Consider the following 13,561-nt stretch of genomic DNA (forward strand, 5'->3'; position numbering starts at 1 on the left):
CGCCCGAGGCCCACGCTTATCAGTTCGAGGACAACCTCGATCAACTGTTCGGGCGCAGGGCGCGAGATCCGGCGTGCGGCCCCTGCTGAATTACGGTGGTGCTGACACCGAGGCGTTATCGGGCGCGCACGCCGGGCTCTCGGCGCTTACAGTAGGGGAAAGCCAAGACATAAGGCGTTAGGTTCGCTTGGAAATATCTTCGCAAACGCAGCTTAGGAAGCACGGGCAGCCGTCATTCTGCTACCTCTGCGGCGAGGCACTCGCAGGACTCAAGCCAGTAGATCGCGACCACTGCCCACCAAAGGGCCTTTTCGCGCCCAACGATCGCACCAACTTTCCGGTCATTCTTCCGACGCACAAGACCTGCAACAATCAATGGCATGGCGTCGACGATCTGCTCGGGATACTGACCGACGCACTGCACAGTCGCAAGAAGAGCCAAGACGAGAGTGTTACAAAGCGACTAGAAGCATACTGGCTCCCATTCAACGGCAACCAGGCCGCTGCTGTTACCAACGTTCCTCTCGCCGCAATTGGTCTTCGCGTCGTCCGCGGCATGCATGCACTTCTGTACAAGTCGTATCTTCCACTTAAAACACCAAACAGCATCCACGTGCCCATTCCGGCCGCGGATAGAACGACTGGTGAGCCGGAGCGGCCACTCGATCAGGCGTACGCCTTTTCGGGAGCCATACGCAAGGCCCTGCTGACCGGTAGCGCTGACTGCATTACCGCGTACAACGGACATTTTCGGTACGCCTGCGTCTGGGAGCACTTCGACAATGGCGTGCCATTTTGCATCTTCGCCTTCGATATCTACGCATTTCATTACCTCAGCCCGGCAGTTACCAACTTCCCAAAGTGCTTTGTGGGCATGTACCGGCCAGCGCAAATCCCTACTACTGCGTCATGGGCATCCAAGGTAGAGTTCAAGCTCACTAGAGGGGAACTGCTAGATCCTTGGCAGCGAACCTAACAATTCATTCAAGCCGACGCCGCTTCGCGGCGCGGCTTAACTCAGGCGTTAGGCACCATGAAACGATTTCTCTCGCTAGTGGCTGTAGTGACTCTTCTCGGTTGCGTCGCCGCACCCCTGCCTATGCAGAGTAGAGTTCAAGGTGAGAACGTTCTGACTGTGGCACCTGGCGATAGCTGGACAGTAGTGGAGTTCAATGAGTCCGGGGAAAGCGTTAGAACACTGGGACTGGAACTCACCAGCGAGCCCGCCGAAACGTGCATTTCAGGCGACTGGAGAAAGGTGAAGGTTGTTTCAGACCCTGCGCGGTACACGCGCGATCCTGCCTATATCGTGTCAGTGAACAGGATTGAGATTCTTCTAAACACTAGTCTTTGTGACGCATACGACTCTTACATCTTTGACAAGGATGCAAATTTTGGACTTGGTGAGCACGTCGCATACGGCATGTTTGGCGGCAAGACCTTAGGACGCGTCGTTGCGTATCGCACCAAGTGATCATGCTGCCTAACAATTCATTCAAGCCGACGCTGCTTCGCAGCGCGGCTTAATTCAGGTGTTAGGGCGCTCAATGACTGTCAACGCTAGCAACAGAACATTAGGACTCATCAACATTTGGCAGGTCTTGAGGAAGCTCTGCTGGGAGCTTTGGCTGATCAAATCAGTGCCGGACAAGCTTCGCATGGGCGTCAAACCCAAAGATGTCCTGCATGTCCAAGATGCGGGTCTATATGCAACAGTCAATGCGGCGTCGACCGCTCTCGCGCTGGTTGACTGGCTCTACCACACAGTCCGTGAGGATCAGACGCTAGAGAGAAGACTCAAGGACGTGGTGGGTGAGATTGATACAAGTTCGGACAAAGCCTTCCTCGCCTTCTTTCGCCAAGCAAATCCATCTATCAATGCTTGTCATCAGATATGTAATGCAAACAAGCACTTTTACTTGTACCAGAGATCGCTAGATCCTAAGTTCAAGGCTAGAGTGTTCGAGTTCGTTATGGAACGGCCGGACGGTACAACCGAGCTTGGCACTAGTGCACAGATCATACGGAATGGCGATGGTCCTGGCACAGTCATGCCAACATATGAAATGCTGAATAATCTTGCGGACTGGTGGGAATCGCTGTTAAGTGACATAGGGGTATCAGGGCGTGAGCAGTTCTTTCCGCAGCACGCGCCCTAACAATTCATTCAAGTCCACGCCGCTTCGCGGCGCGGCTTAATCAGGCGTTAGCCTGCAGATCGTTCAATCGGAGAACGAAATGGGACTTGCTGAGAGCTACACCCTTAAGCCCAACGCAGTGCCTGCGTACTTCGACGCCATTCTAGATGCGCAGCCACCCGAACGATTCTCGCTGAAATTTCTTGAGAACCTTGGGTTCACGTCAACTAATGACCGACTCTTCATCGGCATACTGAAGGACTTGGGATTTCTCAATCGAGATGGCGCACCACAACACAGGTACTTCGAATTTTTGGATCGCAGTCAATCCAAGAAGGTGCTCGCTGAGGGCATTCGAGAAGGCTTCTCCGATCTATTCGCCATCAACACCAAAGCAAACGGCTATAGCGTAGAAGAAACAAAGAACAAGCTCAGAACGCTTTTCGCTGGAAAGAAGACTGACCTAGTCATCTCAAATATTGCTAAGACGTTCAAAGCCCTGTGCGACTACGCGGACTTTAGCGGCTCGAGCGCCTCTCCAAAGAAAGAAAAGACTCCTAAACAAGAGCCAGCAGAACAGACCCAAGATCCTGGCGCCGAGGCGACAGGAATAAACGAACACCAGCCAATGACTACCGGCAAGATTCGCGTCTCGGGACTTCAGTACCACATCAATATAGTGCTCCCCGAGACGAGAGATCAGGCAGTGTTCGACGCCATCTTTAAGTCCCTAAGAGACCATCTGGGATGAAGGATCTCGATCTCTACTCTTTCGTCTACCGTGGCGTTCTTACGGAAGAAGCGCTGGATAAGAATGGGCGTTGGCGCCGAGGTCATTTTGGTCAAGAAGAAGCGCGAGAAGCGCAGAAGTCCCTGTCCTATGACTTCCTCGATTCTGATCTTCTCCAAGAAGCACAGAGAATGTCCGTGGTATATGCCGCGGTTCATGCATTCGAGAATGCGGTCCGAAACTTGGTCACTAAGGCGATGGCCGAGGCCAACGGTGAGCACTGGTGGCAAAAGGTTCCCGAGCGCATACGAAAATCATCGAAGAACCGCATGGATGAGGACGCGAAATTTCGCTGGCACGGAGCTCGTGGTGCGCAGGAAATCAACTATTGCGATTTTGGCGACCTGTCCTCAATTATCGTTACTAACTGGGACGTATTCGACGACTTGCTCGGCAACATGGAGTGGGCAAAAGCTACACTGAACACTCTGGAAAAGAGTCGCAACATCATCATGCACGGAGGCTCGCTAGCCAAGGAAGACGTCGAGCGCATCGGAATGAACATTCGTGATTGGATCAGGCAAGCAGGCTAACAAATCGTTCAAGCCGAGGCCGCTTCGCGGCGCTGCTTAACTCAGGCGTTAGGTGCCATGAAAAAGATTTTCGCCGCTCTACTTCTTTTAGCCGCTCCGCCGGCCTCCTATGCACATGAGCTGACTTCGACCTTTGGAGACTTGGTGCACGTCAACTCTAGCCGCGGCTCGACCACGGTTGAGTACTGCCCGGACAATACCTGCGAGGTGTTTGCCCTCTCCGGCCCATCAGCAGCACCAGCCGTTCAAGATTTCGCATTCGCCTACTTGCTTGGTGTGTCGGAGTACATCTACCTGGAGCCGTTCCAGTCCAACGGGGCCGCACCTGCAGTTCAAGCAGTCCTTTCCCGCTACCGAAAGCAGTGTTCTCAACAATCCGCCCGTGCTGCAGGCCGCTGCATCGTAGGCGTCCTAGCCAAGCGGCACCCTATCCGGGCAAGCTTCGTCCGCTACGATGAGGGAGAACGCAATGTGGTGCCCATTTCGTTGGCAGGCTTCCGGGATGGCACCTAACAATTCATTCAAGCTGGCGCCGCTTCGCGGCTCGGCTTAATTCAGCAACTGTCTTGCAACCGGGAGCCTGCGGACCCCGCGCCTGCTATCAGCGGTCCTGACGGACACGGTCACAGAGACCGCGCCGGGTCCGCGGCGGTTCACGGCCGCTCCTACCCCAACCGCCACCCCAACCCCGACACCCGGCTCGCATGCCGGGCGAGCGCGGTGTGGAGGACGTCGGCGGGGGCGGCGAGGTGGAGGCGGGTCTTGGCGCGGGTGAGGCCGGTGTAGACGAGTTCGCGCGACAGCACGCGGGTGTCGCGGGCGGGGAGTTGCAGCCAGACCTCGTCGAACTCGCTGCCCTGGGCCTTGTGCACGGTCATCGCGAATGCGCTTTCGTGGGCCGGCAGGGCGGCGGGATGGAACGGGCGCGGGGGCGGAGGGCCGTCGCCAGCTTCGGCGGCGACGCTGCCGGGGGCACGTGCCAGGGCGCTGCCCGGGAACCAGGCGGTCAGGACGCCGCGGGCGTCGACGAGGCAGACGCCGATGTCGCCGTTGAACAGGCCGTGGCGGTAGCTGTTCTCGGTGACCAGCAGGGGTTGGCCGTGGAAGTGGCCCGGTGCGCCGTTGCCGGATGCGCCGCGGCGGGCGGGGCCGCCGGTCCCGGCTTCGGCGAGCAGGGCTTCGATGCGGGCGTTGAGGGTGCGGGCGCCGCTGGGGCCGTCGCGCAGGGGGGTGAGCAGGCGCAGGCGGCCGGCGATCGCGAGCGCGTCGGCGGGGCCGTCGGCCCCGGCCAGGGCGCGGGCGTGGGCGAGCAGGCGCTCGCGGTGGAGGACCAGCGGGTCGGGCGTGCCTTCGTGGAAGTGAACGCCGGCCAGTTCGCCGGCACGCAGCAGGGCCAGGGCGCGGGCGGCGTCGCCGTCGCGCACGGCCTGGGCGAGGGGCGCGAGCTGCAGGCTCTCGTGCTGGCGGTAGCCGCGGATGAGGTGGACGCGGGCGCCGGGGAAGCCGGAAGGGTGCGCTGGCGGCGGGCCGGTCGTGGGGTCGGCGGCCGCGGGCGGCGCGGCGAACAGGTCGCCGGTGTGGCCGGGTTCGACGGCCGCGGACGGGACGAAGGGTGCAGCGGCAGGCGCGCTCGTGCCGAGCAGCGGCCGCAGCGCCTCGGCGTCGCCGGGCGCGAGGCTGTCGCCGTCGCCGGCGGCGCGGAGGATGCCGCCGAGCACGTCGCCGGCCTCGACCGAGGGCAGCTGGTCGGGGTCGCCGAGCAGCACCAGGCGGGCGCCGTCGGGCACCGCTTCGACCAGCTTGGCCATCAGCGGCAGGTCGATCATCGAGGCCTCGTCGACCACCACCACGTCGAACGGCAGCGGGTTGTCGGCGTGATGGCGGAAGCGCGGCGTGTCCGGCAACGTGCCGAGCAGGCGATGCAGGGTGGTGCCGGTGCGCGGCAGGCGATCGAGCAGGAGCGGGTCGACGCCGTCGGCGGCGAGCCGGGTGCGGGCGGCGCGCAGGCTGCCGGCCATGCGCTCGGCGGCGCGGCCGGTGGGCGCGGCCAGGGCGATCCGCGGCGGCGCCCTGCCCTCGCCCTGCGCCTGCGCGGCGAGCAGCACCAGCAGGCGGGTGATGGTCGTGGTCTTGCCGGTGCCGGGGCCGCCGGTGACCAGCAGCAGGGCATGGCGCAGCGCGGCGGCGGCGGCGCGGGCCTGGCGGTCGTCGCCGCTGTCGCGCGGAGCCTCTCCTCGCGGGAGATCTCTTGGGAACAGGCGCTCGAACAGCGGCGCCAGCGCGGCAAGGTCGGCGGCGGACGGGCCCTGCGTGCCGATCCGGCGCAGGCCTTCGGCCAGCCGGCGCTCGTACTCGCGGTAGCGGCGCAGGTAGAGCAGGCCGTGTTCCAGCACCAGCGGCGCGGCCGGATCGGATGCGGCGCCGGCATCGGCCGGGCGGGCGACCCAGCGCGAGGCTCGCAGTTCCGCCTCCCAGGCGTCCGGGTCCGGCCAGGCGACGCCGGGGTCGCCGTCGAACAGGGCCTGCGGCTGCGCGAGCCGGAGGCCGGCATGGCCCCTGGACACCGCCAGCGAGGCCAGCGCGGCGGCGGCGAGAACCTCGTCCGGGGTGTCGCGGTCGAGCCGGTACAGACTCTGGGCGAGCGCATGATCGAGCGTGCGCAGCTGGCCGCCGCGCCAGAGGGCGTCGAGCAGACGGGGGGCGCTCATGCGCGCTCACCCGGCCGTTGGCCGGCGCTCGGGCTTCCCCCGCTCCGGCGGCCCTCCCCCGCGTGCGGGGAAGCAGGCAGCCCACGGGCGTAACCGACATCGCCGGCGACGGCATGGCCGGAAAACAGCGCGTCCAGCGCATGCACCAGCGCGGGCTCGAAGCGGTGCGCGTGGATGCCGGGCGAGTCGTCGCGCGCGGCATCGAGGCCACGGCAGAACAGGTAGCGAATGCCGCCGAAGTCGCGCCCGTAGTCGTAGGCGCCGCCGTCGTTGTGGTCGCCGAGGCGGAAGCGCAGCCAGCGGTGCAGCGCGAGGGTGTAGATCAGCGCCTGCAGGTCGTATTCGCTGTGGGTCATCGCGGCGTCGAGGCTGGCGCCGTCGTAGCGCGGCAGGCGGTTGGACTTGTAGTCGAGCAGGTACCAGCGGCCGTCGTGGACGTAAGTGAGGTCGATAAGGCCGGTCATCAGGCCCTCCAGCCGCTGGCGCAGGCCGAAGCCGTGGCGGCCGGCGACCACGCCATGCGCGTGCAACAGCTCGAGCAGCGCATCGACGCGGGTCGGCGCGAGGGCGAACTGGAACTCGATCTCCGGGCGACGCGCGCCGGGCGCCAGGTCGCACAGGCGCAGGCCTTCGGGCAGGGCGACGGTGAGGGTGTGGCCGGCCAGCACGGTGGTGAAGGCGATGCCGTCCTCCAGTGCGTCGGCGGCGTAGCCGTTGGCCTCCAGCGCGCGCGCCAGGTGCACGCGTTCGCTTTCCGGCGCGGCGTCGCCGGGACGCCAGCCGCGCCAGGCGGCGAAGTCGGTGTCCTCCAGCGCGGCATGCAGGGCGACGCCGAAGCGGGTGCCGGCGAAGCGCGGATCGAACGCGGCGTCTTCGGCGTCCTCGGGCAGGGATTCGTCGTGGCCGCCGGCCGCGGGCAGGGTGGATGCGGCCGCGCGGTCGCCGCCGTCGGCATGGGCGAGCTGGGTGAAGCTGTAGACCCACCAGTCGGGGTCGAGCCGGCGGCTGGCCGCGCGCGCGGGCGGCACCGCGGCGTCGGTTTCGGCCGGCAGGCGCGGCAGGGCGGCCGGGGGCGCAGCGGTGTCGATCACCACGCCAGGCGTGCCGGCGAGACCGGCCAGGTCGCCAAGCATCGGCGCCAGCGGACTGCGGGCGTGGCTGTGGAACGGCCCGGCGGCCAGCCACAGCGCGTGCTCGGCGCGGGTCAGGCCGACGTAGAGCAGGCGCGCGTCCTCGGCGCGCTGTTCCTCCTCCCACCTGATCCTGGCGGACTGCCATCCGGCCTCGGGCAGGTCGAGCTTCCAGTGCAGACGACGGCCTTCGACCGGATCGTGGGCGATGCAGTAATTGCCCGGGGACTTCGCCCTGCCGCCGATGCCGACGAAGGGCAGGTAGACCAGCGGATACTCCAGGCCCTTGCTCTTGTGCAGGGTGACGATCTGCACGCGGCGGGCATCGGACTCCAGCCGCAGCAGCTGGGTCTCGTCGTCGGCGTCGGCGCTGGCGATGCGGCGGCCGAACGCGTCCACCAGCCCCTGCAGGCCGAGCGTGCGCGCCTGCATCTCCTGCAGCGCCTCGGCCAGCTGCAGATAGTTGCTCACCCGGCGCTCGCCATCGGCCAGACCGAGCAGGCGTTCGGCGTTCGCCGCGCACAGTTCGCCGACCAGGGCCAGCGGACCGCCGCGCGCGAAACGCTCGCGCCAGCCGTGCGCCTGCTGCTGCCAGAGGCGGGCGGCGTCGGGATCGCGCTCGAGGGCGTCGATGCCGGTGGCGTCGACGCCGACCAGCACGGTGGACAGCGCCGCGCGCAGGCGGCCGTCGTCGCCGCCGTGCAGCAGGGCCAGCAGCAGGGCGTGCAGCTCGCCGGCCTCGGCGGTGGCGTACAGGCTCTGCCTGCCGGCGGCGACCGCGGCGATGCCGGCCTCGGCCAGTGCGCGCTGGATGCGGGTGGCCTCGGCATGGCTGCGCACCAGCACGGCGATGTCGCCGGGGCGCACCGGGCGGCCGTCGATCAGGGCGCGGCCGGCACGACCCTCGGACAGCACCGCGTGGATGGCGGCGACGCAGGCGCGGGTGGCGAGCTGGCGGGAGTCTTCGGCGCTCCAGGGCCTGACCTTGCCCTTGTCGTCCGGCGGTTGAGGCGGCGCCTGCCAGACCGTCAGCGCGGGCGCGGCGGCATCGTCGCGCTGGAAGTCCCCGTCCTCGCGTTTGCCGCCGGGCGTGATCGGATGGAAGGCGATGCGCGGGTCGACGAAGGCGGCGGCACCGGCCTGCGCGTACAGCGCGTCGATGGCGGCGAGGACCGAGGGGCGCGAGCGGAAATTCTGCGACAGCAACGGCGCCCGCGACGTGTCGGCGGCGGCATCCAGATAGGCGTGCACGTCGCCGCCGCGGAAGCCGTAGATGGCCTGCTTGGGATCGCCGATCAGGGCAAGGAAGCGCGCCTGCGAACCACCGGTCGGAGTGCTTCCGAGCGCCGTCGGACCATGCCCGGCGGTCGGGTGTGGCGGCTCGCGATCCCCGTCGGCCGAGCCCGTTCCGAACACCCGGTCGAAGATCCGCCACTGCCGCGCGTCGGTGTCCTGGAACTCGTCGACCAGCGCGGCCTCGTACTGTTCGCGCAGCCGTTCGGCGAGGAGGTCGCCATGAGGGCCTTCGAGGGCCGCGGCGACGCCGTCGATCAGGTCGTCGTAGGTCTGTACCCGGCGCTGCCGTTTCAGCGCGGCGAGCCGGACATGCGCATCGGCGCGCAGGCGGTGCAGGAGGGCGGCGCGGCGGCGGGAGCTCCAGGCCTGCACGGCATCGTCGGCCTCGAACCACGCGTCCAGCGCGTCGAACAACGGCGACGCCGGCACCTGGTCGCGCCTGTCGTCGTAGCAGAAATCCAGCAGTTTTCCGGGTCGCAGCTTGTCCACGTGCAGTTTGTCGCCCCGCGGCCAGCTGCGGTTCTCGCGTCCCGCCAGCAGTTCGTCGAACGCCTTCGCCATGCTGGGCCGCTTCACCCTCGCGCCGTGCAGGATCTTGCGGTCGAACGCATGCCCGACCAGGGCCTGCGCATCCGCGGCATGCTGTTCGATCGCTTGCAGCAGATGCGCCGTCGCGACCTCCAGGGCAGGCGTCGGATCCGGCGGCAACGGCGCGTCCGGCGGCAGCAGTACCGGCTCGCGCAGCAGATCCTTGAGGTCGGCGGCCAGCGCGGCGGGGCCTTCCTTCCACAGGCCGGCGAGATCGTCGGCGCCGGCGGCATCGACCGCGTGCGCGCGCCACAGGTCGGCGGCCAGCGCCTCGCGCAGGGCGCGGTCGTTGCCGAGCAGTTCGGGGGGGTCGAAACCCTGGCCGCTCTCCAGCGCGTGCTCGCGCAGCACCCGCGCGCAGAAGCCGTGGATGGTGAAGATCGCGGCGAGGTCCATCTCCAGCACGGCCTGGCGCAGACGGCGGCGCAACGCATCGTCGCCCTCGCCGCTGCGCGCGCGATGCAGTCCGAGCAGCCGGCGGGTCAGGACGACGGCGGGACCGTCGGTCTCGGACGGCATGGCGTCCACCTGCTCCAGCGCCAGCTGCAGGCGTTCGCGGATGCGCCGGCGCAGCTCCTGGGTGGCCGCCTCGGTGAAGGTCACCGCCAGGATCTCGCCGACGCGCAGGCCGCGCTCGACCACCAGCCGGGTCACCAGCGTGGCCAGGGTGTAGGTCTTGCCGGTGCCGGCGGAGGCTTCGACCAGATGCACCCCGTCGAGGGCGAGCTCCAGCCAGGGGTCGAAGGCGGGCGCGGCGCTCATTCGGCGTCCTCCGCATCCCAGTCGTCCGGCAGGAGCAGCGCCGCGTCGTCGTCCTGCCCGGAATCGAACGCGCCGCGCGTCACCAGGCCGAAGATCGTCCGCGACAGCCGCGCGAACTCGGCCCGGGCCGCGGCATCGGCGAACGGGTCGCAGCCGCGCAGCGCCAGCCGCAGCGCCTCGTCGTCGCCTTCGGCCCATTGCCGGGGGCCGCCACGCCATTGCTTCGCCGCCGCGCCGATGCCGCGCCCCGGATCGGCGGCAGTGAAGAAGGCCCAGCCGCTGTAGGGCGCGAACGGCAGCGGGCGTCGCAGACCTTCGCGGCGCAGCGCGATCAGGGCGCGCAGGGCATCGGCGGCCTTTTCACGGCCGATCGGTTCGCGCAGATGCGGGCCGATGCCATCGGCCTCGTGGAACTCGACCAGGGGCAGCGCCAGTCCGCAGGCTTCGGCCAGCAGCCAGTCGAGGCCATTGCGGATCGCGGAGTTGCCGCTGGGCATGCCGAAGCGCAGGCGCGCGAGACCGTGCGGCCAGGCATCGGCAAGCCGGCCATGCAGGCGCAGGTCGTCGATCCGCACCTCGCAGGGGATCGAACCGGCCACGGCCTCGCCGCGCCATCGGCCGAATTCGCGGACGTAGGGCCGCACCTGGGCGATGACGTCGGCCAGGGTGCGCCGCCCCGGCGGGCCGGACGGCAGCAGGCCGCGGGCGCGCAACGTGGCGTACAGGGTGTCGTCGCCCTCGCCGGCCGCGTCCAGCAGCGCGTCGAACACCGCGCGCTGCAGGCGCTGGCGTTCCAGGCCGCGGCCGGGGGCCTGCAGCGGCTCGGTGTCGTCGCCCGCCTCGCCGGGCTCCGGCAGGCGCAGGCCGAGGCGCTGGCGCAGGAAGCCGTCCACGGGCGCGACGAGGAAGCGGCGCAGCGCGTCGATCGAGAGCTCGCTTTCCGGCTCGGCGGGCGCGGCCAGCTCGAACCCGGGCGGTATCCACGGCGCCAGCGGCGTGCGTGCGCCGGCGAGACGGCCGGCGGCGGAATGCCAGTGGCCGCGATAGCTGAAACGGCGCGGGTCGGCCGCCTCGCCGGCGCCGAACGCGGCCGGCGAGAACGGCTGCAGGGTGTGCTGCAGCACCAGGGCGCGCTCGACATCGGCCTTCTGCCTGGCCCGCTCGGCACCGTCGGCAGCGGCGACATGGTAGTCGGCCGCCGCCGACAGCAGCTCGCTGACCAGCGCCGACGGTTCGCGCACGCTGCCGTCGCGCGGGTCGGCGCCGAGCCAGCTCAGATAGAAGACGTCCTGCGCGGAGGCGAACAGCTGCAAGAACAGGAAGCGGTCGTCCTCGCGGGTGGAGCGGTCGCCGTGGCGGCGCCGCTCGGTGCCCAGTTCGGCGGTCAGCCGGTTCAGGCCGGCGGCGGGGTCGCGACGGGGAAAGTCGCCGTCGTTCATGCCCAGCAGGCAGATCACCCGGAACGGCAGCAGCCGCATCGGCACCATCCGCGCGAAGCTGACCCCGCCGGTGAGCAGCGGCGCGCGGGTATCGGCCTCGCCCAGCACCGCGGCGAAGTGCGCGCGCACCGCCTCGGCCGGGACCGGTTCGGCGAACGCCAGGCGCCCGGCGTCGTGGGCGAAGCCGTCGATCAGGCTGCGCAGCCGGTCCAGCGCGCGTTGCCCGCCGGGCGTCGCCGGAGGCCGCGGCAACAGGACGTCGAGCAGGTCCAGCAGGCGTTCGCGCCACTGCTCCGGCGGCATCGCCTCCCCGAGCAGGCGCTCGTGGCGGGCGAGCACCCGCAGCAGGCGCAGCAGGATGTCCAGCGCATCCAGCGCGCTGCCCTCCAGATCCGGCCATGGCGCCACCGCGCCATTGCCGCCGCTTCCGGGTACCGGTGCCTCGCTGCCGGTGGCATGGCCGAGCAGCAGCCGGTCCAGTGCGAACTGCCAGGTGTAGGCATCGTCCGCGGGGGCGCCGTGGCGGGCACGATGCGGGGCGTCCAGGCCCCAACGGGCTCCGGCAGCATGCAGCCAGCCATGAAGGCGCTCGAAGGCGGCGGCATCGAGACCGGCTGCCTGGGCCAGCGGCGGGCTGGCGAGCAGGTCGAGCATCTCCTCCAGGCCGAAACGCGAGACCGGCAGCGCCAGCAGGCGCAGGAACACCTCGGCCAGCGGCTCGCCGGCCAGCGGACTGGCGTCGGCCATCGCGTACGGGATCGGCCTGTCCTGGCTCTCGCCGCCGAACACCGCGTCCAGGTACGGCACATAGGGATCGATATCGGGCGCCAGCACGGCGATCTCGCGCGGCTGCAGCGGCGGGTCGAAGCGCCGGCCCTCGGGCGAGGACGGCTCCAGCAGCGCGCGCAGGCGGTCGTGCAGCACCTGCAGTTCGCGCAACCGGGTGTGGCAGGCATGGAACTGCAGGCTGGGGTCGCCGCCATCGAACGCGATGCCGGTCGCCGGCGCGGGGCGCCGGTGGAACAGATCGGCCTGCATGCGGTGCAGCAGGCTGGTCGATCCCGCCTCCGCCGTCTCCGGCTCGACATACGCGGAAATCTCGCCCGACGGATGCACGACCTCGTAGCTGCCCAGCAGGGCGATGAAGTCGCGACCGGCCGCACCCCAGTCGCGCAGCAACGGGTTCTCGCCATCCTCGACCCCGAACGGGTCGGGATCGCCGCCGCGCACGCGTTCGCCGAGCGTGCGCAGATCGCCCCAGTACGCGCGGGTCGGGGTCGGCAGATAGAAATGCAGGGTGCCGACGCGGGCCTGGGTCGCCATCACCCGCAGCACGTCGGGCGAGACGTTCAGGGTGGCGAAGGCGAACAGGCGCACCGGCAGTCCGCGCGGCAGCGCGCCGTCTGTACCGGCCCCGCCGCCGTCGAAGCGGGCGAGGTAGTCCTGGATGCGGCGGGCACGATGGGAGCGGCCACGGGCGACCGTGCGCCACAGGATCGCCTGCGGGTCGTCGGGATCGGCTCCGGCCTCCCAGCGCAGCAGCCAGTCGCGACGCCATGCCAGGTACTTGGCGTAGACCCCGGCCAGCTCACTGGCGAGGGTCCACGGCCGCGCCGGGTCGCCGGCGGCCAGGTAGGCGGACAGCGCGGCCATCGCCGGACGCGCCATCAGCGCATCGTCGCGCAGGGCCGCGTACAGGGCCCATTGCAGACCTCCAGCGTCGAGGTCGTCGTCGGCACCGCCGAGATTCGCGTCCAGCGCGCGGGCGACGAACTCGCCCGGGGTCAGGAACTCCAGATTGGCGGCGATGCCATGCGCCTCGGCCAGGGTCGCCTGCAGCCAGCGCCGCATCGCGACCTGCGGAATCAGCACCAGGTCCGGCTCCAGCAACCCCTGCCCGGGGGCCGGCGCGCGCAGCTCGTCCGCCATCAGCTGCGCGAGCACATCCAGCGCATTGGAATGGTAGAGACGGAAGTCGGTCGCGCCCGGCATCCGGGCATGATGCCCGAGCGCGGTCGCCGACGACGAGACCGGACTGAGCGGGCCAACCGCCTTTCGCTGGAGCGGCATGAGCCGCGAGGGCTTTACATGGGAAGGCCTCATCGCGGCTCGCGCCGCTCCTGCAGATGGAAGGCAGGGATGGGCCGGATGTGGGCCAAGTCCCCTCAACCAGGCGG

At 68.4% G+C, this 13,561-nt stretch carries 9 protein-coding genes; 6 read left to right on the forward strand and 3 right to left on the reverse strand.

What is annotated here, in order from left to right:
• Positions 1–187 precede the first annotated feature (187 nt).
• The 6 genes from L3V18_RS18700 (at position 188) to L3V18_RS18725 (ending at position 3,974) form a co-directional block, all read left to right on the forward strand.
• On the forward strand, positions 188–976 hold the full coding sequence (locus L3V18_RS18700) for a hypothetical protein (RefSeq protein ID WP_237056929.1): 789 nt from the start codon (positions 188–190) through the stop codon (positions 974–976).
• Positions 977–1,033: 57 nt separating this feature from the next.
• Positions 1,034–1,474, forward strand: a complete 441-nt coding sequence (locus tag L3V18_RS18705) for a hypothetical protein (protein WP_237056931.1) — start codon at positions 1,034–1,036, stop codon at positions 1,472–1,474.
• 73 nt (positions 1,475–1,547) lie between these two features.
• A complete protein-coding gene (locus tag L3V18_RS18710) occupies positions 1,548–2,159 on the forward strand; it encodes a hypothetical protein (RefSeq protein WP_237056933.1) in 612 nt (203 codons plus the stop codon).
• A 79-nt stretch (positions 2,160–2,238) separates the two neighbouring features.
• A complete protein-coding gene (locus tag L3V18_RS18715) occupies positions 2,239–2,889 on the forward strand; it encodes a DUF5343 domain-containing protein (protein WP_237056935.1) in 651 nt (216 codons plus the stop codon).
• On the forward strand, positions 2,886–3,461 hold the full coding sequence (locus tag L3V18_RS18720) for a Swt1 family HEPN domain-containing protein (protein ID WP_237056937.1): 576 nt from the start codon (positions 2,886–2,888) through the stop codon (positions 3,459–3,461). The genes L3V18_RS18715 and L3V18_RS18720 overlap by 4 nt, the downstream gene beginning before the upstream one ends.
• A gap of 57 nt (positions 3,462–3,518) precedes the next feature.
• Complete coding sequence (locus L3V18_RS18725) at positions 3,519–3,974, forward strand: hypothetical protein (protein ID WP_237056939.1); 456 nt, start codon at positions 3,519–3,521, stop codon at positions 3,972–3,974.
• A 152-nt stretch (positions 3,975–4,126) separates the two neighbouring features.
• On the opposite strand, the gene L3V18_RS18730 is transcribed toward L3V18_RS18725, so the two are convergent.
• Genes L3V18_RS18730 through recC form a run of 3 tightly spaced genes read right to left on the reverse strand, consistent with a single transcriptional unit; the run spans position 4,127 to position 13,376 of the window.
• Entirely contained in the window at positions 4,127–6,169 is a 2,043-nt protein-coding gene (locus tag L3V18_RS18730) for an AAA family ATPase (RefSeq protein ID WP_237056941.1), read from the reverse strand.
• On the reverse strand, positions 6,166–9,945 hold the full coding sequence (locus L3V18_RS18735) for a UvrD-helicase domain-containing protein (protein ID WP_237056943.1): 3,780 nt from the start codon (positions 9,943–9,945) through the stop codon (positions 6,166–6,168). Before L3V18_RS18735 ends, L3V18_RS18730 begins: the two co-directional genes overlap by 4 nt.
• Complete coding sequence (gene recC / locus L3V18_RS18740; protein ID WP_237056945.1) at positions 9,942–13,376, reverse strand: exodeoxyribonuclease V subunit gamma; 3,435 nt, start codon at positions 13,374–13,376, stop codon at positions 9,942–9,944. Before recC ends, L3V18_RS18735 begins: the two co-directional genes overlap by 4 nt.
• Positions 13,377–13,561 lie beyond the last annotated feature (185 nt).

It is taken from the genome of Marilutibacter chinensis, assembly GCF_021725675.1.
Classification (GTDB): Bacteria; Pseudomonadota; Gammaproteobacteria; order Xanthomonadales; family Xanthomonadaceae; genus Marilutibacter; species Marilutibacter chinensis.